The organism is Burkholderia sp. WP9 (assembly GCF_900104795.1).
In the GTDB taxonomy this organism is placed as follows: Bacteria; Pseudomonadota; Gammaproteobacteria; order Burkholderiales; family Burkholderiaceae; genus Paraburkholderia.
The window spans coordinates 112,363-137,147 of record NZ_FNTG01000005.1 but is presented as its reverse complement, the minus strand read 5'-3'; the positions used below and the strand labels follow the sequence as shown (position 1 = coordinate 137,147).

Annotated in this window: 28 protein-coding genes and 1 pseudogene; 15 read left to right on the top strand and 14 right to left on the bottom strand. The window is 59.9% G+C overall.

Going from position 1 to position 24,785, the window contains the following annotated elements:
* Positions 1–9: 9 nt before the first annotated feature.
* The 7 genes from BLW71_RS40190 (at position 10) to BLW71_RS40160 (ending at position 5,912) form a co-directional block, all read left to right on the top strand.
* The gene (locus BLW71_RS40190; protein WP_091810356.1) at positions 10–1,080 is read left to right on the top strand and encodes a 2,3-butanediol dehydrogenase; all 1,071 of its coding nucleotides are present in this window, start codon (positions 10–12) and stop codon (positions 1,078–1,080) included.
* 4 nt (positions 1,081–1,084) lie between these two features.
* Complete coding sequence (locus tag BLW71_RS40185; RefSeq protein WP_091810354.1) at positions 1,085–1,993, top strand: NAD(P)-dependent oxidoreductase; 909 nt, start codon at positions 1,085–1,087, stop codon at positions 1,991–1,993.
* Positions 1,994–2,023: 30 nt separating this feature from the next.
* Positions 2,024–2,308, top strand: a complete 285-nt coding sequence (locus tag BLW71_RS40180; protein WP_091810352.1) for a YciI family protein — start codon at positions 2,024–2,026, stop codon at positions 2,306–2,308.
* 21 nt (positions 2,309–2,329) lie between these two features.
* A complete protein-coding gene (locus tag BLW71_RS40175; RefSeq protein ID WP_091810350.1) occupies positions 2,330–3,193 on the top strand; it encodes an intradiol ring-cleavage dioxygenase in 864 nt (287 codons plus the stop codon).
* Positions 3,190–4,269, top strand: a complete 1,080-nt coding sequence (locus BLW71_RS40170) for a maleylacetate reductase (protein WP_091810348.1) — start codon at positions 3,190–3,192, stop codon at positions 4,267–4,269. Before BLW71_RS40175 ends, BLW71_RS40170 begins: the two co-directional genes overlap by 4 nt.
* Before the next feature lie 73 nt (positions 4,270–4,342).
* Positions 4,343–5,413, top strand: coding sequence for an SDR family oxidoreductase (locus BLW71_RS40165; RefSeq protein WP_091810346.1), 1,071 nt, complete (start codon positions 4,343–4,345; stop codon positions 5,411–5,413).
* Positions 5,414–5,645: 232 nt separating this feature from the next.
* Positions 5,646–5,912 carry a hypothetical protein gene (locus tag BLW71_RS40160; protein ID WP_091810344.1) on the top strand — a complete coding sequence of 89 codons (267 nt, stop codon included), beginning with the start codon at positions 5,646–5,648 and terminating at the stop codon, positions 5,910–5,912.
* Between the two features lie 1,083 nt (positions 5,913–6,995).
* Here the strand turns inward: BLW71_RS40160 and BLW71_RS40155 are convergent.
* The 11 genes from BLW71_RS40155 to BLW71_RS40110 form a co-directional block, all read right to left on the bottom strand.
* A complete protein-coding gene (locus BLW71_RS40155; protein WP_091810341.1) occupies positions 6,996–7,400 on the bottom strand; it encodes a GlcG/HbpS family heme-binding protein in 405 nt (134 codons plus the stop codon).
* Positions 7,401–7,622: 222 nt separating this feature from the next.
* Complete coding sequence (locus tag BLW71_RS40150) at positions 7,623–7,982, bottom strand: RidA family protein (RefSeq protein WP_091810339.1); 360 nt, start codon at positions 7,980–7,982, stop codon at positions 7,623–7,625.
* A gap of 66 nt (positions 7,983–8,048) precedes the next feature.
* The gene (locus BLW71_RS40145) at positions 8,049–9,221 is read right to left on the bottom strand and encodes an NAD(P)/FAD-dependent oxidoreductase (protein WP_091810337.1); all 1,173 of its coding nucleotides are present in this window, start codon (positions 9,219–9,221) and stop codon (positions 8,049–8,051) included.
* Entirely contained in the window at positions 9,214–10,620 is a 1,407-nt protein-coding gene (locus tag BLW71_RS40140; protein WP_091810335.1) for an FAD/NAD(P)-dependent oxidoreductase, read from the bottom strand. The genes BLW71_RS40145 and BLW71_RS40140 overlap by 8 nt, the downstream gene beginning before the upstream one ends.
* On the bottom strand, positions 10,610–10,972 hold the full coding sequence (locus BLW71_RS40135) for a (2Fe-2S)-binding protein (protein WP_091810333.1): 363 nt from the start codon (positions 10,970–10,972) through the stop codon (positions 10,610–10,612). Before BLW71_RS40135 ends, BLW71_RS40140 begins: the two co-directional genes overlap by 11 nt.
* 7 nt (positions 10,973–10,979) lie before the next feature.
* Positions 10,980–12,128 (bottom strand): NAD(P)/FAD-dependent oxidoreductase, encoded by a 1,149-nt coding sequence (locus tag BLW71_RS40130; protein ID WP_091810331.1) that lies wholly within the window; start codon positions 12,126–12,128, stop codon positions 10,980–10,982.
* Positions 12,125–12,274: a hypothetical protein gene (locus BLW71_RS41955; protein WP_177205250.1), complete on the bottom strand. Its 150-nt coding sequence runs from the start codon at positions 12,272–12,274 to the stop codon at positions 12,125–12,127. Before BLW71_RS41955 ends, BLW71_RS40130 begins: the two co-directional genes overlap by 4 nt.
* Positions 12,271–13,065: an ABC transporter permease gene (locus BLW71_RS40125; RefSeq protein WP_091810329.1), complete on the bottom strand. Its 795-nt coding sequence runs from the start codon at positions 13,063–13,065 to the stop codon at positions 12,271–12,273. The genes BLW71_RS41955 and BLW71_RS40125 overlap by 4 nt, the downstream gene beginning before the upstream one ends.
* Entirely contained in the window at positions 13,065–13,916 is an 852-nt protein-coding gene (locus tag BLW71_RS40120) for an ABC transporter permease (protein ID WP_091810327.1), read from the bottom strand. The genes BLW71_RS40125 and BLW71_RS40120 overlap by 1 nt, the downstream gene beginning before the upstream one ends.
* Complete coding sequence (locus BLW71_RS40115) at positions 13,916–14,959, bottom strand: ABC transporter ATP-binding protein (protein WP_091810325.1); 1,044 nt, start codon at positions 14,957–14,959, stop codon at positions 13,916–13,918. The genes BLW71_RS40120 and BLW71_RS40115 overlap by 1 nt, the downstream gene beginning before the upstream one ends.
* Positions 14,960–14,967: 8 nt before the next feature.
* On the bottom strand, positions 14,968–16,005 hold the full coding sequence (locus tag BLW71_RS40110; protein WP_091810323.1) for an ABC transporter substrate-binding protein: 1,038 nt from the start codon (positions 16,003–16,005) through the stop codon (positions 14,968–14,970).
* Between the two features lie 144 nt (positions 16,006–16,149).
* On the opposite strand from BLW71_RS40110, the gene BLW71_RS40105 reads away from it, so the two are divergent.
* The 6 genes from BLW71_RS40105 to BLW71_RS40080 all read left to right on the top strand — a co-directional run bounded on the left by BLW71_RS40105 (position 16,150) and on the right by BLW71_RS40080 (position 20,101).
* Complete coding sequence (locus BLW71_RS40105) at positions 16,150–17,052, top strand: LysR substrate-binding domain-containing protein (RefSeq protein WP_091810321.1); 903 nt, start codon at positions 16,150–16,152, stop codon at positions 17,050–17,052.
* A 763-nt stretch (positions 17,053–17,815) separates the two neighbouring features.
* A complete protein-coding gene (locus BLW71_RS40100) occupies positions 17,816–18,019 on the top strand; it encodes a cold-shock protein (protein ID WP_025527573.1) in 204 nt (67 codons plus the stop codon).
* A 198-nt stretch (positions 18,020–18,217) separates the two neighbouring features.
* Complete coding sequence (locus tag BLW71_RS40095) at positions 18,218–18,448, top strand: hypothetical protein (RefSeq protein WP_091810319.1); 231 nt, start codon at positions 18,218–18,220, stop codon at positions 18,446–18,448.
* 383 nt (positions 18,449–18,831) lie between these two features.
* On the top strand, positions 18,832–19,407 hold the full coding sequence (locus BLW71_RS40090) for a hypothetical protein (RefSeq protein WP_091810317.1): 576 nt from the start codon (positions 18,832–18,834) through the stop codon (positions 19,405–19,407).
* A 41-nt stretch (positions 19,408–19,448) separates the two neighbouring features.
* On the top strand, positions 19,449–19,685 hold the full coding sequence (locus tag BLW71_RS40085; protein ID WP_091810315.1) for a hypothetical protein: 237 nt from the start codon (positions 19,449–19,451) through the stop codon (positions 19,683–19,685).
* Positions 19,686–19,783: 98 nt separating this feature from the next.
* A complete protein-coding gene (locus BLW71_RS40080; RefSeq protein WP_091810313.1) occupies positions 19,784–20,101 on the top strand; it encodes an H-NS histone family protein in 318 nt (105 codons plus the stop codon).
* Positions 20,102–20,239: 138 nt separating this feature from the next.
* Here the strand turns inward: BLW71_RS40080 and BLW71_RS40075 are convergent, their stop codons facing one another.
* A complete protein-coding gene (locus tag BLW71_RS40075) occupies positions 20,240–20,572 on the bottom strand; it encodes a response regulator (RefSeq protein WP_286162294.1) in 333 nt (110 codons plus the stop codon).
* Positions 20,573–20,896: 324 nt separating this feature from the next.
* Positions 20,897–21,319: pseudogene (locus tag BLW71_RS40070) on the bottom strand (methyl-accepting chemotaxis protein); the annotation flags it as partial.
* On the opposite strand from BLW71_RS40070, the gene BLW71_RS40065 reads away from it, so the two are divergent.
* Together BLW71_RS40065 and BLW71_RS40060 are read left to right on the top strand one after the other, a co-directional pair.
* Positions 21,263–21,466 carry a hypothetical protein gene (locus BLW71_RS40065; RefSeq protein ID WP_091810309.1) on the top strand — a complete coding sequence of 68 codons (204 nt, stop codon included), beginning with the start codon at positions 21,263–21,265 and terminating at the stop codon, positions 21,464–21,466. The pseudogene BLW71_RS40070 and the gene BLW71_RS40065 overlap by 57 nt on opposite strands.
* 54 nt (positions 21,467–21,520) lie before the next feature.
* A complete protein-coding gene (locus BLW71_RS40060) occupies positions 21,521–22,369 on the top strand; it encodes an ATPase, T2SS/T4P/T4SS family (RefSeq protein WP_286162293.1) in 849 nt (282 codons plus the stop codon).
* A gap of 464 nt (positions 22,370–22,833) precedes the next feature.
* On the opposite strand, the gene ltrA is transcribed toward BLW71_RS40060, so the two are convergent.
* A complete protein-coding gene (ltrA, locus tag BLW71_RS40055) occupies positions 22,834–24,312 on the bottom strand; it encodes a group II intron reverse transcriptase/maturase (protein WP_091801149.1) in 1,479 nt (492 codons plus the stop codon).
* Positions 24,313–24,785: the final 473 nt, after the last annotated feature.

The following is a 24,785-nucleotide window of genomic DNA, read 5'->3' as shown; positions in this document are numbered from 1 at the left end:
GAGTCGAATATGAGAGCAGTGCGTTTTCACTGTGCGCACGATATCCGGGTCGAGAACGTACCCGACCCGACGAGCATGGGCGCGAGCCAAATGATCGTCAAACCGCTGTGGTGCGGCATCTGCGGCACCGATCTGCACGAGTATCAGGCGGGTCCCATCGTCGTGCCGACCGAGCCGCATGCATTGACGGGAGCAAAAGCGCCTCAGGTTCTGGGTCATGAGTTCAGTGCGGAGGTCATCGAAGTCGGCAAGGACGTGAAGAACGTGCAGCGCGGCGACCGTATCTCGGTGATGCCGCTCGCGTCGTGTGGCCAGTGCTATTACTGCGCGCGCGGCATGCGCCATCTCTGCACGAAGATGGGTTGCGTCGGGCTCAGTTGGGACGGCGGCGGTATGGCCGAATACACAGTGCTCAACGACTATCACGCGAACCGCCTGCCCGACACCGTCAGCGACAAGCAGGGTGCGCTGATCGAGCCAGCTGCCGTCGCACTGTATGCCGTGGACCGTGGCGGCGTCACGGTGGGCTCGACGGTGCTGATTACAGGGGCGGGCCCGATTGGCGTGCTTGCTGCCCTTGCCTGTCACGCAGCGGGCGCCACGAAGATCTTCGTCAGCGAACCCAATGCGGCGCGCGCCGCGAAGATGGCCGGCTTCGGCGTCACGACTGAAATCTTCGATCCATCCGACGGCGACCTGCCGCAAAAGATTCGCGATTTGACGGAAGGCGTGGGCGTCGATGTCGCGATCGAATGCGCGGGCAACCAGCATGCGCTGAACGCCTGCGTCGATGCCGTGCGTTCGGCGGGCGCCGTGGTCCAGGCAGGTCTGCACGTCGGCACTGCAAGCGTCGATCCGATGAAATGGTCGCTGAAGGACATTCGAATCGAAGGAACGTGGTGTTACCCCGTTACGATCTGGCCGCGCATCATCGGCATGATCGCGAACGGCAAGTTTCCGGTTGAAAAGCTCATCCACGATCTGATCGATGCCGACGATGTCGTCGAAAAAGGCTTCGACGTGCTGAGCGACAAAGGCAGCGACAAGATGAAGATTCTCATCAATCCCCAAGTACGGTGACGACATGCCGCAAACGCAAGAGAAACACTACGCACAACCGATCGGCTGGATCGGCCTCGGCAAGATGGGCACGCCGATCGTGCGCAATCTGCTCGCCGCAGGATTCGACGTGACCGTGTATGACGTCGACGCAGCGCGCGTCGAAGAAGCCGTTCGACTCGGCGCGCGCCGCGCCGAGGATCTCGCCAGCATCGCGCGTTCGGCCCCGCTCGTGTTCTCGATCATCCCCGACGATGCCGTCTTGCGTAAGATCGCGCTCGGCGCACACGGCGTAATCGAAAACGCACACGACGGCGCCGTCTATGTCGACATGAGCACGGTCTCGCCCAGGGCGTCGGGCGAAGTTCGCGACGCGGCGCGCAAGCGCGGAATGGGCTATATCTGCGCGCCCGTGTCGGGCAGCACCGTCCTTGCCGACAAGGCGCAGCTCACTGTGTTCGCATCCGGCCCGCAAGGCGCGTACGGCCGCGCGTTGCCCGTCTTCCAGGCGATATCCGCGCGCCAGTACTACGTCGGCGAGGATCAGCAGGCACGTTATCTGAAGCTCGCCATCAACCATCTGGTCGGCTCGACGGCTGTGCTGCTGGCTGAAGCGCTGACGCTCGGCACAAAGGGCGGCCTCGACTGGGCCGAGATGCTGGAAGTGATCGGCGATAGCGTCGCGGCCTCCCCGCTCGTCAAATACAAACTCGATCCGCTGAAGAAGCGCGACTTTTCCCCGGCCTTTTCATCGCGGCAAATGCTCAAGGACATGTCGCTCGTGGTCGACGCGGGCGCGCAGGCCGGCGTACCGATGACAGCCGCGGCGCTCGTGCGCGAGCAGTTCGCGCGCTACGCAGAGGGCGACGGCGCGGATCTGGACTTCTTCTCCATCGTGCGCGCTGTCGAAGCGCAAGCCGGGATTTGCCGCTGAATTCTTTTCTCACTTCATTCAGGAGTTGCGATGCACTACACCGTCTACTGCCTCGACCATGACAACATGGTCGAACGCCGTCTTGCCCATTACGAAGAGCACAAGGCTTATCTGGCCACCTCGCCCGTCAGGATGGTCATGTCGGGCCCGCTGCTGGCAGGCGATCAGCAAACGATGATCGGCAGTTTCTTTCTCTACGAAGCGGATGAGCTCGGCGACGTGATGCGCTTCAACAGCAACGACCCGTTCAACAAGGCGGGAATCTGGCGCACCGTCGATATCCGACCGTTCCTCAAGCGCGTCGACAACCGCTAGTCATATCAACGGATTCGATCAATGCGAAACCTCGACGAGACCACCATCACGGATGCCGTTCTTGCACGCCACGAACACGCGCGCGATGAGCGGCTCAAGACGATCGTCACGAGCCTCGTGCGCCATTTGCACGCCTTCGCCCGCGAATTGGGCCTGACCGAGCGCGAATGGGAAGCCGGCATCCGCTTTCTGACCGATGTCGGTCATATCACCGACGACCGCCGCCAGGAATTCATTCTGCTGTCGGATACGCTGGGCCTGTCGATGCTCGTGACGACAATGGCGCATCGCAAGCCCAACGGCTGCACGGAAGCGACCGTCTTCGGCCCGTTCTTCGTCGACAATGCGCCCGAATACCGCAACGGCGACGACGTCGCCAACGGCGCGCGCGGCGAACCCTGCTTCGTGTCGGGTGTCGTGCGCGGCCAGGACGGCGAGCCGGTGAGCGGCGCGCGCATCGAAGTCTGGCAGGCGGACGCCGACGGCTTCTACGATGTCCAGACCAGCGACGCCGACACGCATCGCGCAAGAGGCGTGCTGCACAGCCTTGCCGATGGACGCTATCACTTTCGCTCGATCGTGGCGGAGTCCTATCCGATTCCGCACGATGGTCCCGTGGGACGCATGCTCGAAGCGCTGGGGCGTCATCCGTGGCGCCCGGCGCATCTGCATTTCATGATTACGGCGCCCGGCTATGAACGGCTCGTCACGCACGTTTTCCGCGAGGGCGATCGTTACCTCGACTCGGACGCCGTATTCGGCGTACGTTCGTCACTGATTGCGCCCTGGACTCGCTACGAGCGTGGCACGGCGCCCGACGGTACGGTGATGGCGACGCCATTCAGCACGCTCTCATTCGACTTCGTCCTGAGCCCATCCTCATGATTGCCTTCACCTACACCAGCCGGCCCGGCCGCATCGTCTTTGGCACGGGAGCGATCGAGCGCCTCGCGGATGAACTGGACGAACTGTGCATCCGCCGCGCGCTCGTGCTCTGCACGCCGGAGCAGCGCTTTCTCGCCGACCGTGTGCGCAAGCTCGCGGGCCCGCACTGCGCGGACGTGTTCGATCGGGCCGTGATGCACGTGCCCGTCGAAACCGTGCAGAAAGGGGTCGCGGCGGCACTCGCAGCGGGCGCAGATGGACTGATCGCAGCGGGCGGTGGATCGACACTCGGGCTCGCGAAAGCCATCGCGCTCGAAACCTCGTTGCCGATCCTCGCGATTCCGACTACGTACGCCGGCTCCGAAGTCACACCTATCTATGGCATGACGTCAGCCAGTGAGAAAAAGACAGGCAAGAGCTATCGCGTGCTGCCGCGCACCGTGATCTACGACGCGTGCCTCACGCTGACCTTGCCGGCAGCGCTGTCGGCAACGAGCGGACTCAACGCCATCGCGCATGCCGCCGAAGGACTTTATGCGCAAGACGCCAATCCCGTGATGTCGCTATTTGCGGAAGAAGGCATTCGCAGTCTCGCGAACGCGTTGCCCCGCATCGTCGAGCAGCCGGACGATATCGCCGCACGCGAAGCCGCTCAGTACGGTGCCTGGCTGTGCGGAACGGTGCTCGGCACCGTCGGTATGGCATTGCATCACAAGCTATGCCATACGCTTGGCGGCATGTTCAATCTGCCGCACGCGGAAACGCATGCGGTGATCCTGCCTTACTCGATGGCGTTCAATCTGCCGTCCGCCCCGGCGGCGCATGAACGGCTGTGCAAGGCACTCGATACGCGGGAGCCCGCTGCCGCGCTTCACGACCTCGTCCACGCGTTGCACGCGCCAGGCTCGCTCGAAGCGCTAGGCTTTCGCGCAACCGACATTCACGCTGCCGCCACGGCAGCGATGCAGGCTCCCTATTACAACCCGAGGCCGCTCTCGTATGAAGCGGTACATCGCTTGCTGACGTGTGCTTTCGACGGCATACGGCCCGACGGCCGGACTTTCGAGAGCGTATAGTCCGCTTCCCGCGGCCAAGCGCGCATCCGCAGATTCTTCCTGCCAACACTGCTACTTTCGATATTTACCTTACATGGACAAACGGACACTCATCATTGGCGCGACGGGCATCGTCGGCGGCAATCTCGTGCAACATTTACTCGCATCCGGAGGCTGGAACGTCACGGGTCTCTCGCGCGGCCGCACGGCAGCGCCCGATGGAATCGAAGCCGTCACCGCCGATCTGACTTCCGCGAAATCGGTTGCCGACGCACTGCAAGGGCACCATTTCAGCCACGTGTTCTTTACCGCATGGTCGCGACAGGCAACCGAACGCGAGAATATCGAAGTGAACGGCGCAATGGTCCGTCACGTGCTGGACGCGCTCGGCCCTTCCGGCACGCTCGAACACGCAGCGCTGGTCACAGGGCTCAAGCACTACCTCGGGCCTTTCGAAGCGTATGCACAAGGCAGTGTCCCGCTCACACCGTTTCGCGAGGAACAGGGCCGCCAGCCTGTCGACAATTTCTACTACGAGCAGGAAGACCGGCTGTTCGAAGCAGCGCGTCGATATGACTTCAGCTGGAGCGTGCATCGGCCGCATACGATCATCGGCTTCGCGCTCGGCAATGCGATGAACATGGGCGTCACGCTCGCCGTGTATGCGACGCTGTGCAAGGAGACGGGGCAGCCGTTCGTGTTTCCCGGTTCGGCCGCGCAATGGAACAGCCTCACGGATATGACCGACGCGCGCCTGCTCGCGCGGCATCTCGAATGGGCATCCACGTCGCCCAACGCGCGCAACGAGGACTTCAACGTCGTCAATGGCGACGTGTTCCGGTGGAAATGGATGTGGTCGCAGCTGGCGCAGTATTTCGGCATCGAGCCTGCGCCTTTCGACGGTGAGACACGTCCGCTCGAGCATCGCATGCAGGAAGCGAGCAGACAATGGTCGGAAATCGCGGGCCGTTATCGGTTGAAGGAAAGCAGCATCGACAGGCTCGTGTCCTGGTGGCATACGGATGCCGACCTCGGACGTCCGATGGAGGTTCTGACCGACATGAGCAAAAGTCGCAAAGCCGGGTTCCTCGATTACCAGAGCACACCGGATGCGTTTTTCGCGCTCTTCGATAAATTGAAGCAGGAGCGGATCATTCCTTCTTAGACGTCTGTTCCGGAGAGCGGCGGCATTCGCTTCGTTGGCTGGCACGTCAAGGAAAGTTGTATCGCGCTGAGCGATTTCTGAAGGACTTGTAGCACAATCGACGGCTAAGCGGCTCGACCCCGGCGCGGCCATCGCGTCCGCGACGGAGAATGATTATCTTAGCAAGTACTTCGCCGCTTTCGGTCCCGAGACACTAAAGCCCGCCGATCAGAGCGTAACAATCATCAAGGATTTGCCGCTGTCGGACCGCACCTATTTCACGCAGCATCTCACGCCGTTTGCGCCAGTGAGCCTCATCAACGCCGACCTTACGAAGACAGCGACTTTTCGCAAGCCGGCCAGCCCATCTGTCGCGGCGATAGCTGCGAAAATGATGGCTGTCTCGACGCTGCACGTGCTCAATCGCCTGATCTCGCGCCAACGCGATTCGGCGATTATCTCCTTGTTCGACTCGCGCAGCCTGACAGTCGGTGGTTCGGAGCTTTTGGCGATGTTGTAAAGAAAGACGCGAGCGTGGCGACTCCCGAGGTCGGGAATTGGCGTACTACTATGTCGAATTCGGACGAGTCGTACCATTGCCGTCGCCGATCAAGTAGGTGCTGGCGCGGCAATGCGATACCAAGCGAAAGCTCGCAATGGGTTCCTGGAGGACGCAAAAGCGTGTTAAGCAAAGCATGATGACAAGGCGGTCGAGGATTCCGAGGTGTCACGCGGCCGCGCTCATAGGAGGGACCGAATATGCGGCCGATGGCCGACGCGCACGGATACCTATGAAGTAGCAAGACTCACGTTCCGCAGGTCGCGAACACAATTTGGCGTGACTTTTGTTCTCAGTTCGGCGGGCGAAATGCGCCTCCGGGCCGCCGCGTAGCATGAGCAACTAACGCTGAAAATACGCTTATGGGGTGTAATGGCATCGAATCTAGCATTGAAAACTAGTAGTCCTATGCTGACATAGTGGAAGAATGTTCTGCCCGTAAGAACCTTCTTCGCCCAAGGCTCGCTTCTCCCTGCACAGCGAGTGCCGGGGACCGTTACTCCTCGTCAACTACTTCATTGATCACATTGGCCTGGAGGCCTTGCTCGATCTACGTTCCTTCAGACATACGCTGTGCGCCCTCGGCGTGCTGCTGCGCGAAGATGAAACCTGTGCGCTTTGTCGCTTTTCAGGTTTTGCGGAGAGCCGAAGCACCGGCCACAGGGCATCTGAAGCGATCTTGGTCACCCGGCACATGACGTCCTACCCGACCCGACCATGAAGGTCCGCTGTGTGAGCGGAGCGGTCGCCTAAATGACCAAGTGAACACGATGTCGAACGGCCGCAGATGGCCGAACCCGGGCCAACGCGAGCCCCGCAGATCGCTGATCGCAGCAGATATGCGAAAGGCATGGACCGACCCGGAGCGGCCAATTGGGCTGGCGACTCGCGAAGACCGCTTTCGAAGCGACCTCAGCCAGTCGCCCGGTCGAACTTGCCAAGGGCCTGCTGTCTTCTCAAGGAAGCGACCCGAGAGGCGTCAGAGCGAAACGCTACGCAGAAACGCGCACATCGAGTTACTGTCTCAACTGGACCTACTGCGGCTCAGGCGGCGATGCTCTGGATGCCCGCTTTGGCGATCTGTGCATCCTGATCGGACTTGACGCCCGACACGCCAACGGCACCGGCGACCTGGCCATCAACCATGACCGGCACCCCGCCTTCGAGCGCGGCCACGAGCGGCGCGCTCAGGAACGCGGTGCGCCCACCGTTGATCATCTCCTCATAAAGCCGCGACTCGCGGCGGCCAAGCGCCGACGTGCGCGCCTTTTCCATCGCAATGCATGAGCTCACCGGCGCAGTGCCGTCCAGGCGTGCGAGCGCGAGCGGGTGGCCGCCGTCGTCGACGACTGCAATCGCGACGGCCCAGCCGTTACGCTCGGCTTCGGCGCGTGCGGCTTCGAGGATTCGGCTCGCGTCGGCGAGGCCGAGTGCGGGTTTCATCTGCATCTCAGAGTTTCTCCTGATCGGGGGGCAGTAAGGTATCGACAATTTGGATCCAGTGTGTCACGGGCGTGCGGCCGGTGCTGTCCGGGTGCTTCAGGCAGCCAACGTTCGTCGTCACGATCGCGCCCGGCCGATCGACCTCGAGCGCACCTCGTCACTCAAAAACGGAGTCACTGAACGAGTCGGCCACCGGGCCGCATGAGCTATTGGCCTGATGCATTGGCGTTAGCTGTCTTGCGCTGCCACCACTGCGATCTCAACAAGCACTCCAGGTGCCCCAAGCTTGGCCTGGACTGTTGCCCGCGCGGGCGCACAGCCTTGTGGAACCCATGCATCCCACACCTCGTTCATACCTGCAAAATCGCGAGCGATATCGTCGAGCCATACCTGCGCAGAGACGAGGCGTGTCTTGTCAATGCCGGCCCTCTCCAGAAAGCCGTCGATCTTCTCCAGCACCTTCGTTGTCTGCGCTTTCACATCGGACGTGTGATCGTCAGAGATCTGACCGCCGACGAATACAAGACCGCCGGCTTTGACGACGCGGCTCATGCGTTGATTTGTGTCGATGCGAACGATATTGCTCATTGAGTTTTCTCCGGTTGATAACAAACAAGGCCGTGGCCATTAGGCGCATGGCGAAAATACGAGCGGTTAGTGAGTCATGGGATGGGAAGCGTTCGTGACTGAACACGCCGCATTGCGCTCGAAGCGATCGATGGCGAATGGATCAAGCGAAATTGATGGAGTGCCGTCGAGCATCAGTTCGGACACGAGCTTGCCGCAGCCCGGGCCAAGCTGAAAGCCGCTTGCGGAATAGCCGAACGAGTAACAGAGGTTCGAGGCTTTGCGGCTCGCGGAAATCACCGGCAATTCGTCGTCGGTGAAGGCTTCGATGCCGGCCCATGCACGGTTGACGCCGACATTGCGCAGATGCGGAAACAGGTCGGTGACGGTCTGCGCGCTTTTCCCCAAGCGAATGAAATCCACTTCGGCGTGACGATTCGCAAGATCTGCGATTGCGATCAGCTTGCCACCGATTACCACTGTGCCGTTGTCGAACTGCTTGAGCGAGAGCGGCCGTCCGGTGGCACCGAGCGTCGCGCGGCAGAATGGCGCAACGCGATGCGTGACCATAAGCACCAGTCCGTCGGGATGCATGGGCACAGGCTCCCCGACCTGCTTTGCCAGCTCACCAGACCACGCGCCCGCAGTGACGAGCAGCTTTTCCGCGCTAAACGCGCCGTGGGGCGTCATGGCGAACCAGCGAGTGCCGCGCTGCTCAATGCGGCGCACTGGCGTGTCTTCGAGAATACGCGCACCGAGACGCTGCGCGGCAAGCCTGAACGCAGTGGTCGTCCGATATGGCAGCGCATAGCCGTCGCGTTCGACCCAGATGCCACCCGTGACATGGCTTGCGAGCGCCGGTTCCAATTCGAGCAAGGTCGTGCGGTCGATCACCTTCTCGTGCGTAAAACCATCCGATTCGAGCAGTGCGACGCGCGCGCGGCACTGTTCAAGTTCGTCGTCGGTTTCAGCGATCCTGAGTTGCCCCGAGGGCACAAAGCCGCCGTCATCGCCCAAAAGAGCGGGCATGCTGTGCCAGATTTCGCGCGACATTAGCGCGATAGGAATCTCAGGAAGAGGGCGGCCCAGCGTGCGCACGCCCCCCGCATTCACGCCCGACGCGTGACGCGCGACGTAATCGGCCTCGAGCAGAATTACCTTCGCGCGGCGGCGCGCCATATGGAACGCGCTGCTCATACCGTGCAGCCCACCGCCGACCACTAGTGCGTCGGCTTCCTGAATGTAGCTCGCTTCACTCACCAGCGAGTTCTCCAAGTGTGAGGGGCTTGATTGGTGGACGAATGCGGTAATAGCCGACTTCAGCGGGCGACACGTGGCGCGCATCGGCAATCACTTCCGTCACCGTCAGGCCGCACATGCGTCCTTGGCACGGACCCATGCCGCACCGCCCGAACGACTTCGCCTGATTGGGTCCGACACAGCCCAATTCGACGAACTTGCGAACTTGGCCCGCAGTGACCTCTTCGCAACGGCACACAATAGTTTCGTCGTGAGGAACGCGGTTGACGTCGCGTGGGCGATAGAGGCTGTCAAGAAACGGCCGGATGCGCATAACACTGGTAAGCTCGCGTCGATGTACGGCGGCTTCGGCATCGCGCTTTGCAGTGTCGATCGCACCCAATTGACCCGCGACCGCAAGGCCCGCGAGAGTCCCCTGCAAGGCTGCCGCCTGCGCGCCACCAATGCCTGCCCCATCGCCCGCGACGAAGATTCCTGGTACATCCAATTCGCCCCAAGCGTCGACTTTCGGCGTAAAGCAAAGTTGCGCATCGTCCCAGCGATGCGACGCGCGCAGCGCCTGCGTGAACTGCGTATTCGGCACCACGCCCTGATGCAGAAGGATCACGTCTGCTCCGATGCGATGCGCGTTGCCCTTCATCGTAAAGTGTAGGGCCACCGCGCGCTCGAGGCCGTCTGCATCCGTGCTCGATTCAATGCGAAGATCGTCGGCGGCTTCGAACATGGGTACGCCCGCGTCACGCAGCGTGCGAATCAGTTGGAGGCCCTTGCTGATGAATGACCACGCGCGCAGCGCCGACAGCATATGACGCTTTGCGCGCCAGCGGTCTTCGTGACGGGTCGTATCGACGAGTGCCCTGATCGGCACGCCGGCGCGCACATATTGCCAGCCGAGCAGATATAGCAGCGGCCCGCAACCGACTAGCACGGGAGGTGCGGCGGGCACTTCGCCCGCGCTCTTGAGGAGAATTTGCGCCGCGCCTGCCGTCAGTACACCGGGCAACGTCCAGCCCGGAATCGGAAAAGGACGCTCCAACGCGCCGCTGGCGAGAATTATGCGCTTCGCGTCAAAGCTGCCGACCTTGCCATCTTTCAGATAGTGGATGCTACGTTCGCGCGTGACTTGCCACACGCTCGCGTTCGTCACGTGCCGTGCGCCCGATGCAGCGAATGCATCGAAGATCGCGGCGCCCGCTGCGTAATCTGGGCCTAGAATTTCCTTGCGACGTGCGTTGGCACGGCCAATCGCTCGATAGATCTGACCACCCGCGGCGTCTTGTTCATCAATAAGGACCGTCTTAAGGCCTGCGCGGGCGGTACGCGTTGCCGCGCTCATACCCGCCGGCCCGGCGCCGACCACAACCACGTCTACCGCTTCGGTTGCAAAATCAGCGGCCATGGACGTTCTCCCCAGAGGCATCGGACACATTCATAGGTGGCACGTCGCGAGCGCCTTCCTGCGATCGGATGTGCATACCTGCCTTTACTTCGACCAAACAACTCTGGCGGCTCGGAACGCCGTCGATTTCAACGAGGCATTCGAAGCACGCACCCATCATGCAGAACGGCGCGCGCGAGGCACCCGAGACCGGTGTCGCGCGAAAGCGCGACACGCCCGCGGCTAGCAACGCGGCTGCGACCGAGCGATTGCTGGGCACGACAAGCCGCTTGTCATTGAACCAGATGTCGATATTGGCGCTTTCGGAGTCCAGCAACGGCTGGAAAAGCGTATGGGTCAATTGCGATGTCATGTCGAACTCAGTGTGCGGGAGTCAGATCTTTGGCATGCTCAAAGCGACGGACGGAGAAGGTCTTCAATTCCTCCGGCATCGGTGAGCCGAGAATCCACGGAGCTATTCGCGTCGCATGCGCGGCGGCCAGCGTTATGCCGCTATGACACGTAACGACGAACGCGCCGGGATGCGCCTCGGATTCGTCGTATATCGGGAAGCCGTCGGGGCTCAGAACGCGCAGCGCCGCCCACATGCGCACGAGCCGCACCTGGCTCAGCATCGGAAAGGCGCGGACGCCTCGCCGGGCGATGTCGGCGAGGACGTGTGTCGTCGTGAAATCGTCAAAGCCGACTTCTTCCATTGAATCGCCGAACTGCACGGTGCCTTCATCGGTCTGGCGCACGTTAAGCGTAGGGTAGTGGAGAAACGGAGCGACCCGCTCGCTTACCAGCACCTGCCCGCGATTCGGCGTGACGGGCGCATGCAGTCCGACGAAAGGCGCGAGCTCCCGATTGCCGAGCCCAGCGGCAAGCACAACGCGCGCTGCGCGATGCACATCGCGCCTCCCGTGCACCGTGAAGCTGCCCGCCTCCGGCACAATGCGCTCCGCACGCTCCCCCGGTACAAGCCGGACACCGCGCTTCTCCATCGCGGTGTGTAGGCCGCGCAGCAGCTTCAACGGATTGACATGGCCATCCATCGGCGTGTAGCTCGCGCCGATCACGGCGGGCCCTATTTGCGGAATGCGCTGACGCACTTCGGCAGCGTCGAGCATCTCATAGGCGTAATCGCCGAGTTCGACCCTGAGCGTCGACATGCGCTTCTCGCGTTCAGCGAGTTCATCGTCATTGAAGCAGAAGTGAAAGCCGCCTGGCTGCTTCAGGGCAACGTCAACATTTGCTTCGCTTAGCAGCGCCTGGGCCAATTCCGGCCAGCACATCGCCGAATTGCGCGACCAACGCGCGTAAGGCGACAGGCCGTATCCCTTGCCCTGAATCCATACCAGGCCGAAGTTACCGCGTGAGGCGCGAAAGCTGCCGTCATCGTCGTCAAGCACGGTCACCCGCGCGCCTTCGCGGGCAAGCCCGTAGGCGACTGCAGATCCGACGATGCCGCCGCCTACAACGATCACATCCGCGAGTACGCCGGGGCTGGCGATGCGTGAGACTGTCATGGGGCTTCTCCGATCATAATGTGGTTCAGTCCGGCCATGCGCTCACGCAGGACGATCCGCAGAGCCGTGCCGATCGTCGGCGATGCCGAGACGGAAGCGACTCCGCTGCTTGTTACAAGAAAGTCAGTGAAGTTGTCCGTTTTCATACTTTTCCAGAAAGTACGCGGTCTAGACCGAAGAATCTGTCGAGCAAGAGCATCAACAAAAGGGTGATCACGATAAGTACCGTCGACACAGATGCCAGCAGCGGGTCAATTGTGTTCGAGATGTAGTTATACATTCGCACTGGAAGGGTAACTGTTGAGGCCGATGACACGAAGATGGACATTGTTAGCTCATCGAAACTGCTGATGAAAGCGATCAACCAACCACCCGCGACGCCCGACACAATGAGCGGAAGTTCGATTCGGCGAAAGGCTGTCCAGCCTGAAGCACCAAGTGTTTGCGCAGCGTAAGTCACCGAGCGATCAAACCCTGCCGCCGACGCGACCACCAGGCGCAATGCGTACGGTAAGACGATGAGGGTGTGAGCTAACACCAGCGTCGACATAGACCCGGACACGTTCATCTGCGTGAAGAATCGCAGCAAAGCGATGCCTAGAACCACGTTTGGAATCATTAGTGGGGAAAGTAGCAAGCTCATCACGAGTTCCCGTCCCCAGAAGCGAAACCACGCTATTGCCAGACCAGCCGGGATGGCCAATAACGTCGCAAATGTTGCAGCGCTTGCTGCCAAGCCCAAGCTGCGTTCGAACGCGTCGATAAAGTCCTGTGCGTCCAAGATGGCCCGAAACCAACGTAGCGACGCTCCATCGAAAGGCATGGATACGTAGCCCTTGTCGGTAAATGCAACAAGAATCACTGTGGCGATAGGCGCGACCATAAAAATCGCGAAAAGCACGTGAAACACAAGAAGGAACGCGGGAGTTCGACGCATCAGAACACCTGTTTGTATCGATTTTCGACGTAACGTCCGACTCCGATGGAGACCAAAAGCACGGCCACCATCAGCACCACGGCGAGCGCAGTGCCGAGTGGCCAGTTAAGGTTGCTCAGAATCTCGTCGTAGATGGTGGTCGGGACGACCTTAAGGCGGCGTCCGCCAATAATGGCTGGGGTCGCAAACGCGCTTGCAGTTAGCGCAAACACGATGAGACCGCCGGAAAGAACACCGGGGATTACCTGCGGGAAGACGATTCTCCGCAGAATAGTCAAAGGTGAGGCGCCGAGCGTCTCCGCCGCCTGTTCCGTAGACAAGTCGGCCTTTTGAAGTGATGTCCATACGGCCAACACCATAAAAGGCACCAGTACATGCACGAGAGCTATGACGATTCCGGTGAACGTGAACATCATCCTGATCGGCTCGTCTATGAGGCCGAGCCGAAGAAGCGTCGAATTAATGATACCGTCACTACCCAACAGCACAGCCCAGCCCAAAGTTCGAACGACCACGGACATAAGGAGCGGGCCAAGCACCACGAACATGGACAACGCGCGCCATCTTTGTGAGAGGCGGCTAAGGACATATGCTTCCGGAACGCCAATCAGAATGCAGATGAACGTGACCACTACCGAAAGCTCAAACGTGCGGAGGTAGATGTTCCGGTAATACGTGTCTCCGAACACTTCCCGATACTGCATGAACGACAGATGTGCGACACCGTTGCCAAGGGTGCCGTATAGGCTCTGCGACAACGTGAGAACCAGCGGGACCGCCACGAACGCCAGCATCACGAGCGCAGCCGGACTGGACAAGGTGTAAGGAAGTGAATTGCGCGCGGTTCCCATCAGGCTGCACTCCTTGCCACGACGCGTACGTGCTCGCAGTCCCATGAAAGTGCGACGGTTGCTCCTTCGGCCGACGGTAACGTCCCACTGTTAATTTGGGCGTACTGGATCGGCCCGAAAGGCGTCTCCGCAGTCAACAGCCAGTGATTGCCAAGGAAAAGACGGCCAATCACCATGCCAGTAGTAAACGCTCCATCTCCTGAACCCGTCTCACGTATTTTTTCAGGACGGACGATGTAGTCGACTTCGCCCTCAGGAGAGTCGACCGGACACGGCAACATACGACCATTGAGTTCGACCACCCCTCTACGGCTTAACCCTTTGAAAACGTTGGCTTTGCCGAGGAATTTCGATACGAAGCTACCATTGGGCGTCTCGTACATCTCGAACGGACTTGCGATCTGTTGAACCAGCCCCTTGTTCATCAAAACAACACGGTCGGCTAAGGTCATCGCCTCGGCCTGGTCGTGCGTCACCATCAACGTGGTAATTCCTAGCCGCTGTTGCAGCGCGCGCAACTCCACCTGCATGTCCTCGCGCAGTTTTGCATCCAACGCGCCCATCGGTTCGTCGAGAAGAAGAACGCGCGGCTCGATGACCAACGCACGCGCCATTGCAACGCGCTGACGCTGCCCGCCAGACAGCTCCTTTGGGTAACGTTCCGCGAAATCTGAAAGGTGTACCAGTTCGAGTGCTTCGTTGACGCGTCGCTTACGCTCCGACGAAGACACGCGCCGCATTTCGAGCCCAAAGCTGACGTTTTCATTCACCGTCATGTGCGGGAATAGCGCGTAGCTCTGGAATACGATACCCAGGCCGCGAGCACTGGGTTTCACGTTGGTGATGTCCTCACCATCAAGGACGATTCTTCCCGAGCTTGGCGCTACCAGGCCAGCAAGCATCTGCAGCGTAGTAGTTTTGCCACATCCGGACGGTCCAAGCAGGCAGACGAACTCACCGCGTTCGATAGACAGCGTGCATTCCTTGACCGCGATGAAGTCATCGTATTTCTTGACCAGTCCGTTAAGGTTTAGATAGCTCATTTCAGGTCTCAGCGTTCGACAGATCGATCCCAGCGCGCCGTCCATTCGGCCCGCTTGGCGTTGATAACCTGGTAGTTCGGCGAGATTAGCGCCTTTACTTTCTCAGGGCCTGAGACGACCTTTGCCGCAATCGCAGGAGGGAGTGTGACTGTCTTGTTGACGGGACCGAAGCCAGCATCGGTCGCCAGAAGCGTTTGCGCTTCAGGTGAAACCACAAATTGCACGAAGCGCTGAGCTAATGCGGGTTGAGGTGCGCCAGCTATCGGGCAGGCGGCTGCCATCAGCGCCACTGCCCCTTCCTTGGGATAGACGAATGCGAGAGGTGCCCCTTGATTGATGACATCTTGTACGCGCCCGTTGCCCCAGACTGCTAACGTTGCCTCACCAGTCTGCAGCATCTGCGCCATCTTGCCGGGCGAGGGTTCCCACGTCAGAACGTTGGGAGCCACTTTATTGGTCATGATCTGGAAGCCGGGATCAATGTTGTTTTCCCCGCCACCATTCAACCGCGCCATCATCAGCAGAGTGAGCAACCCATAGCCGTTGCTGATGGGCGGGACCACCACTTTCTCGCGATACTTGGGATCAGTCAGGTCATTCCAGGACGTCGGCGGCACCCATCCATGCTTGGCGAAGGCTGCCTTGTTGTAAACGAGGCCTGTCGCAAGCATGCCGATGCCAACCGCACGGTCGCCCGCCATGTGCGCGAGGGGATACAAATCCTTGATCGGTCCCGTTTGCTCCAGCGGCGCGCACAGTCCCTGTTCAACAGCCTGATACATCGGGCCGTCGTCGATGATCACCACGGACAGCTCTTGCCGCCCCTTTTGCGCCGCCACTTTGGCAAGAGTGTCAGTCGAATTACCGGCAACATAGACAACTTTGACCCCTTTTTCATTCCTCTCAAACTGGGGTATCAGCTTTTCGTCAAACAGCTTCTCGGTTGAGCCGCCGTAGCCCCCGACGTAAAGCGTTGTGTCGGCGTGCGCAACGCTCGCGACAACCGCAAAAGCCGCTGTGCATATGATTCGAAGGCATGTATCCATGTGGGTATCTCCGTTATGGCGCGATGAATATTTGTGCGTTGAAAATGGCAATACGTCGCCTCGGTTGCCATTTGTGAGAATCCTATTGAACAAAAAAAAGCGTGAAAAGGTACAATCAATCTGCTGTATATGCTTGGATGTTATATGAGAAATTCACCGAATCTCCGCCATATCGAGGCGTTCCGAGCCGTGATGCTGGCAGGTACTGTGGTTGGTGCAGCGGAGTTGATGAACGTAACGCAGCCGGCGGTCAGCCGCACCATCGCGCTGCTTGAGATGCAGCTAGGCTTCAAATTGTTTGAGCGGCGTGGACGGCGACTGCATGCAACGTCAGAAGCGCAGACGTTGTATCGCGAAGTGGAGAAGCTGTATATCGGAGCCGAGCGAATCGGACAAATCGCACAAGACATCCGCTACCAGCGCGCAGGCGCTATCCGTGTGGCGGTGTTGCCGGCACTTACCTTGTCTCTCATACCGCTGGCGCTCAGGTCTTTGTTGGACGCCCGGCCTGGTGTCACAGCGACCGTGCAGAGTCTGCCATCGCGCCAAATCGCCGAACTGGTTTCGACGGGCCAGATCGATGTTGGCATCGTCGAACTACCTGTTTCGCGCGCCGCGATCGTGGTAGAGCCGTTTGAACTGGTCAGTTCGGTTGTAATCATGCCGCGAGACCATCGTCTGGCGGCGAAGGACACCGTCAAGTTCTCCGATCTGCATGGAGAGCGCATGGTGCTACTTTCGCAACATACGGCCTTCCGGTACCAGATTGATGATGCATTAACGAAGGCAAACGCGACGCCGAACGTGGTGGTCGAGACGGCAAGCTCGCTTGTGGCCAGCGCAATGGTCGTCGCCGGGCTAGGAGTATCGATCGTGTCTGCATGGACCGCCCGATCCTTTGCTTCGAGCAGTGTCATCACACGACCGCTTGAGGACGCGATCCCTATGCGCGTCGCCGTCATATTTCCAGAGCGAGGCCCCATCTCCTCACTTGCGAGGGCGTTCGCCGACGAACTTCGGAAGACCGTGTCGGATCCCCGCGACTAAGGCGGCTTCTGCGCTAAGCGACTGGGATACGGTGTGGAGCCTGGAAGCGTACATCGCTTGCACTACACCTCACAACCGTGGCCGACAGGGCTGTCCGTAGGATCTGCATGCCCACGCGGTGCAATGGTTCATAATGGTGCAGAAGCAGCCGCTCTAACGGCTGGGTAATGTAGCCGATGAACGACTGCTCATGGCCGGACACGGTCCGATGCTTAATGGATAAATGGGCCGGCGCTGCGCGGTCTGCGTCTGGCTCAGGTCGACCCGTCACGGTCCTTCATTGCATTTCACTATGGATGGCCGCTAACTGGTAAGGTCCGGCCGATGGATTTACGCCAACGCTGGACGCAGCACGCACACGTTAGCGATCATAATCACAACCTTACCGAACCGACCTTGCGACAAGTGTTCGTAGGCTTGCACGGACGCACAATCTGCGCAGCTATACTTGTCCGCAGCCAGAGGTCCTAGCTGGCAGTCGTTTCTGCCTAACAAACGAGCGGCCACGGAGCATTCCTTGGGCCGAAATAAAATTTCCGGTAGTGATCAAGTCACCGACGCGATGCTCGATAGCGAGCCCGCTTCACGATATGCGTTGACAGCCTCTGCTCGCCGAGGTATTGTGAACCTCGAAATATTCAAGAAGCTCGATTGCTGATCATCATTTTCCGCCTCTTCTGCGCGGTACTCGCTATCCTCTCCTCTTCCTTGAAGTTTATGTCGCTCCGCAATGGAGCTGTTGTTTTTATCTCAGGGAATTCTCATGGATACCGGTACTGTTAAGTGGTTCAACGATAGCAAAGGCTTTGGCTTCATCACTCCTGACGCAGGCGGCGACGATCTCTTCGCTCACTTCTCGGAAGTTCGAGGCGACGGTTTCAAGACGCTCGCAGAAAACCAGAAGGTGAGCTACGAGACAAAGCGCGGCCCGAAGGGTATGCAGGCCGCGAACATCTCGCCGCAGTAACGTATTTCAAGGGCCGGTCTACCGGCCCTTTGCATGTCTGCCTGACTAGTATCCTCGCGGAGCCGTGCGCTCCCGATCTGATCGCCGCGTTCGTCCGTGCGCGTCATTTGTCTTTCGACACGATCCGTCTCGCTTCATTTTCAATTTAAGCCCCTTGTACGATATAGATGTCGTACGGGCGTCGCTCGGTTATTGCTTATGCAAAATAATAAACATCTTCACCACTACAACGGTTATTCAGTCTCCCCTTCTGCACATCGGTTGCCGGACGGCTGGTTTGCCGCCAACCTTCTGCTCGTCAGGGGAGATGCCCTTGAGGCTGATCTGGTTTCCTACAATTTCCACGCGCTCGACTATTTCGATAATGAAACGCAGGCCCTGGGACACGCTACGACCTGGGCGCGTGACTGGGTCGACAGTCGCGGATAGTCGGCAATACACTTTCATAGTAGCGGCAAGATGGACGGCGTTCAGAATCGACGAGCCACGGGTGCAGACCCCGTCAGATCACAACGATACACAGCAAGAGCACCCCTGCCTGCATGAACTGATTTCATTGCGGCGACACCGCCTGGCGCCCCGCCACTAGGCCGGTGGAGATGGGCGCGCAGTATGCCCCCCCCGCATGATGCGAGAAAGCACGTCATGCCTGTCACATCTGCGCCAATCATACTGCTCACACAACGTCGCAATGAAGCGTCTCAAAGCTGCTCAAGCTTGCGCCCGCCAGAACGTCACTCAATCGGATCACGGGATCCGGTCGCCTGATCGACACAACGCTATTCCCGTCAATCGCATCACTAGGAGCAGATATGGCGTTATTGGTCATGCAGGTCGCGGTAAGCGGGGAACTGGTCGAGATTTTCGAAATGCCGGTTGATGATGTCGACGGCCACCGGATGCTCGCTGCCGCCAATGAGGACGAACGGGTGATCCATCCCTCGGGACACGCTCTCGAAGACGGTGAGGTCTGGATTGATCTGATCGACGGAGATGGCGAGACGCTGTTCGACCAGGTGGCATGTTTTCACCGGGCGGATGCATCGGACGCTTTGCAGATTCATTTCGGCATGAATGTCGATGTCGTGAGAGATTGCCTCTCAAAGTCGAACATCGCATCGCTCCATGCAAGGCACCGTCTGGCAGCCCAAGCCTACTTTCGCAAGGTTGACCGTCTTGTCGATTGCTCGCTGGTGGGTTCCCGGCAGAGCAATCGTCGCCGTGTCGGCGACGCCAGTGTCATGGATCTCGTGATAGAGCTTCGCAGGAGGCTGGATGGTGTTGTCACCCAACTTGCGCTGAGCGAGTTGCCAACGCCTGTGCAGGCCGCGGCACAGCAACTGAAAGACGCGACGAAGAGCTACGTGGGTGCGGTGCAGAGCCTGTGAAGCAGCAGACTGAGCTGTATTGTGGAATGTGAAGGAGCAGTATGCAGAGAACGGTGAAGTATCGCGGGTTTGAGATTGATGTTGACCTCGTGCCGACTTCCGAAGACATGTTTGACGCGTGGTTTCGCATACAGGGACCGACGCCCACCCCGGGAGTAGCGGCGCTAGGCCTGCGTATCAAGGTTCGCGGCGGACCGTTTTCGCGCCGTTGGGCTTACTTCGTCGCGGAGATCGCTGGTCAGGCGTCAATCGACGTCATCCTCGGTCCCGACGACTAGTTGGCGCCGCAAAAATTGCGAAGAGCGTACTTACCTGGCGAGCTTTGCCGTTTGTCGTCAAGACAGGCATCGGACACGATTGAAAAGGAAAAAGGTTCATGGACGAACGCAAGCGAGACAGCATGATTGCCTATCTCCGGCACCGCATGGAGGACTTCGGAATCAGCCCGGACGATCTCGCCACCGCACTCGCGGCCGTACCGGAAGCTGACCGCTACCGCAGCGCGAATGGCGATAGCTGGAGCGGCGAAGGGGCTATGCCTCAATGGCTGAAGCAGGCGATTAGTGCCGGGCAATCCATCGGGCACTTCGAGCTATCGTCGGGGTCGGTGATCAGGCCGCCCTCGCAGGCAGGCGCAGACTGGACGAACGACCCATTCGCAGGCAGTCCACTAACGCGGCCGAGCCCCCGTTAGTTAGACCCTGCCTGCCTGTCGGTTACCTGAGCCGTGCATTTTCTTGGAGCTCTTGCTATCGCTCCCGCTTCGCAGACTAACTCGGTACGCTCTGGTTTGCTTACCGCACTGTCGGTTACGCATTCCGAATGCGACCGCTTAATCCTGCGGCCTCAGCTTCGGCGAGGCGGCTATATGAGCATCATTGATCATCTTCAAAAGCCGCGCGTGCGATCCTCCCTTCCGGCAGTAGCCGTCGAAGTCAACGACGGGACCGGTCGCGACAAACTCAGCTTTCCCCAGCGCGGTAAACGCAATGATGCCTGCATCGCGGCTGGCGGGCATGTTCCGCAGCACTCTTGCTACCGCGAAGACATTATGTTCCGGTATGCTGATGTCGAGAACGAACACGTGCGGTTGCCAGAAATCCAGCATCTTAAGTGCATCAACTCCGCACAACGCAAACCGCGTCTCCAGTCCATCAATCTCCAAGGATTGCCGCCAATGCCTCGGCGTTCGCCCGGCTATCGTCAACCACAAGGACGCGCGCAGAATTTCCCTTCAGCGGAAACTGTCGCTTTCTGAAAAGTACAGGCGGTTCAGAAAATGGAATGTTTTGCATGGCAGCACTTGCTAACCGACGTCTGAGCGTTCGCTTGGGCGGGCCGTGGTAGGACCGTAGATGGCCGACCAGCGCCCGACGACCGAGTGCGGTGATCTCCTCGGGCACAGCTCTCATGCAAATGGCATGACCCGACCGGCTACGGCCGTTCAACACCCGTCACATCAACGGCAGCTTACTGGGTACCATCAGTCATCCGCAATGCTGAAGACGGCCATAGCCTGACGCAGTTCCTGGGCCCGCTTGGCCAGCGACTCGGTAGCGGCCGCGGCTTCTTCGACCAGCGCGGCGTTCTGCTGGGTCACCTGATCCATCTGGCTGACGGCCGTATTGACCTGCTCGATGCCGGTGCTCTGCTCCTCTGACGCCGACGACATTTCGCCCACAATATCGGTCACGCGCTTCACCGACTCGACGATTTCGTTGATCGTGCTGCCCGCTTCCTCGACGAGCTTCGAGCCCGCGTCCACCCGATTTACCGACTCGCTAATCAGGTCCTTGATTTCCTTGGCTGCGGTGGCGCTGCGTTGGGCGAGTTTGGCCGAACTGCCGGCGATCTCTTGCATCGTCTCGACCACACGTCCGACTACTTCGCCGCCGCGCCGTGCGGTTGCCGACCGGCCGCGTCTTTGAGCGCGACCGTGGATTCCACGTCGCCGGCGCAAACCCTTCGGGAACTCGCCAGCAGCGTGCCGGACGATCGACGCCCGTATCGCGTGTCAGTGCAGATCGAGCCGCAGGATTCGGGCACCACGCCTCGCTGAACCTGCGCGGCACTTTGATTAACGGATGTGACCCTAAACCAGAAAGGAGTGCGAATGAGCGCAGTCGTAATCGATGTGATCGAGAAGGGCACGATCGCCCGCAGCTTTCTCAAACAGATGGGCATCTCGAACTTCTTCGACGGGAGCCTCACCGAAGTTGCGATCAACCGTCCCGGTGAGATCTGGACACAGGGCAGTGCCGGATGGCGACGGCACGATGCACCGGCCTGCTCGCTCGATGCGTGCTTCAAGCTCGCCAACGCGCTGACGGTGATGAAGGGCGGCAAGTTCTCGACAAAGGAGCCGATTCATCCGGTGGTCCTGCCCGAGGGCCAACGTGGACACGTGCTGATGCAGCCGGCCTGCGAGCAGGACACGATCTCCATCACGATCCGCATGCCGTCAGTCGTACGCTTCTCGGTCGCCGAGTACGAGCGCAACGGCTGGTTCGAGGGCTATCGGGACGTGTCGCCGCGCCGCGACATGTCGGTATCGCTTGACCTGCAGCCGTTCGAGACCGAGATGCTGGAAGCGAAGAGCCAGCGCAACGTCACGCGCATGCTCGAGCTTGCGGTTGCCAACCGGTTGAACATTGTGCTCGCCGGCGGCACTGGCTCCGGCAAGACCACGCTGAATAAGGCGCTCTCAGACCTCGTGCCGTCCGATGAGCGGATCGGTACGATCGAGGACACGCCGGAACTGTCGCTGCCGAATCACCCGAACCGCGTGCATCTGTTTTTCAGCGACACGCTGCCGGCGAAGGAACTGGTGCGCTCCACGCTGCGCATGAAGTTTGCCTGCTCATTCAGGAGCAAGATCATGCGGTCTTCGATCGTCGTGGTCATATTTGAAGCAATCCCAATCAGTCAATCTGTCCCGATCAGATCAATTCATAAGATATGACCATACCCGCCCTCCCTTCCCCTCCACTAATTCAGTTACAAACGGAAACACGAAGAAAGGAACCCACTGCTACAAGGCGGAAATTTCTCTGCGTGCATATGCTTCTTGCATAGACGACATGGCAAATATGCCCTGTTCCACCCGTATCGCGGGGGAGATTGGCAATGACGCGGTTTTAGTGAGATTGAGATAAGAGTCGTTTAGCCGAAGCGCTGAACGAGCGCAAGCGCCACGGCGCGGAGACTGTCTGGCGACAGTTCCTGCAAGTCAACGACTGGTGCATCTGCAAGTGCGGGATAACTGCGCCGTGTCGAACGTGCATAGGCGGGATCGTAGTGCGCGACCATGACCCGCTCGAACAACTCGGGTATTTGCCGTGATCTGGCCGAGGATTGCGGTAGGGATGCCCATTACTGAGCACCCCCCGCACAGATCCCGGCGTGCCCAATTCGGGCACCGGGCTCCTACCTCGGGTGTTTGACGGCGAAGCGCCGATCAGGCCACGGATGAAGGATTCGAGGGGGCGGAAGCCAGGCATTGGCGATTCGTCTCATTCGCTCCCACGTCATGGCGTCCTTCTGACTGCGCCGCCGGAGCGTGCGCCGCCATAGATCGGTGACGTGATGTCGGAATGCGACGAGTGCCCGCGAGTTGGTAGGCACCGCGTGATACGCGAAGTATCCGCGAACCACCTGCCTGAGCCATTGCCCTTGCACTGGAATCGGTTCGTGCATGCGCTTCCGGAGCGCCTCCTTGATCTGCCTGAGTCTCGCCCGCATGCGATCCCCTCGGGTCTTCCGCTGTAACTGGAAAGCCCCGCGACGAGATCTGCCGCAGATAAAGATGAAACCCAGAAAGGTGAAGGTCTCCGGTCGGCCAAGACCCCGTCTCTGGCGGTTGACCGCTGCATAGCGGCCGAACTCCAGCAGTCTCGTCTTGTCCGGATGTAGCTCAAGCGAGAACTCTTCCAGCCTCGATCGCATCGCGTCCCAGAAGCGCCGCGCGTCAGCTTCGTGCTCGAAGCCGACAACGATGTCATCCGCATACCGCAGGATGATCACGTTGCCCGTTGCTTCCCGCCGTCGCCACCGGTTGGCCCAGAGATCGAAGACATAGTGCAGGTACACGTTCGCGAACAGCGGTGAAGCCACTGATCCCTGTGGTGTACCGGTCTCACTGACGCTCAGCTCTCCGTCTTCCAGAACACCCGCCTTGAGCCACTTGCGCACAAGGCGGATGATGCGCTGGTCGCCGATCCGGTGCTCAATGAAACGGACTAGCCAACTCTGGCTAACCGAGTCGAAGAAGCTCCGAAGGTCCGCGTCCAGAATCCAGTTCACCGGGGTGTGGGTGATGGCCGTCGCTAACGCATCCAGCGCATCATGTTGACTACGCCCGGGCCGAAACCCGTACGAGAAACCAAGAAAGTCTTCCTCGTATATCGCGTTCAGCACTTCCACCACCGCACGCTGGACGATCTTGTCTTCCAGCGCGGCAATCCCCAGCGGGCGCTGTTTGCCGTCCGGCTTCGGTATGTACTGTCGCCGAACAGGCAGTGCCCGGTACGCTCCGCTCTGTACCTGCGAGAACAGGCGCTGGAGATTCTCTTCCAGTCCTGCCTCGTAGTACCGCCACGTCAGGCCATCCACTCCGGGAGCCGCACTGCGTTTGAGCGCAAAGAATGCCATCCGAAGTCGGTCGACTGTGACGTGGTGTAGAAGCGCGGTGAACCGCTCCTTCTTCCGCTGTCTTGCAGCCTGCCGTACACGTTCCAGCCGCTGTGGCACGCTTGCCCGGTTCTGCGCCCGGTGCGTGTGTGGCTGACCCGTGTTCCCCTTGGTCCCCGCCCTTGGCTCCACCCACTCCGCAGCTGGTTCCCCAGCCTTGTTCGCAGGCTTCATCGCTACTACGGCGGAGTCTGACTTCTCCCGTCCGTTCATCATCGGCTACGGCTCCTCGCCTTCCCGATGCGGACCTGTCCATCCTGCGACAGGCCAGACTGGAGATCTCCCGGTTCCCTAACAAGGAGCGTGCGCACATGCCAGGTTCTACGACCACGCCGGGTCATCCGGGCGCTCGCGATTGCGCGCTCAGACGTTTTGCCTTCCGCTACACAGACAGCGTCGGCACCCGGAATCAGTTTTCTATCGTGGCTCAATGGCTGGCCTGCACGTACCCCTGCCGACGCTTCGCCGACATCCTCGCGGATGCCTGCGCACGGCTCGGGGCCGATGTGGTTCGCTATTCCTTCATCGCAGTGGACTTGCACCACTTACTCCTTGCCGGTCTCCCGGCGCACCCGTGTAAAAACGCGTAAGCCGGCAGTCTGTCGAGCGACTGGTGAGGCTGCGCCTTCGCAGCTTCCTGCTTTCTACGACTGAACTGATTGCGCCACGCCGGCAAGCATAGGCAGGTG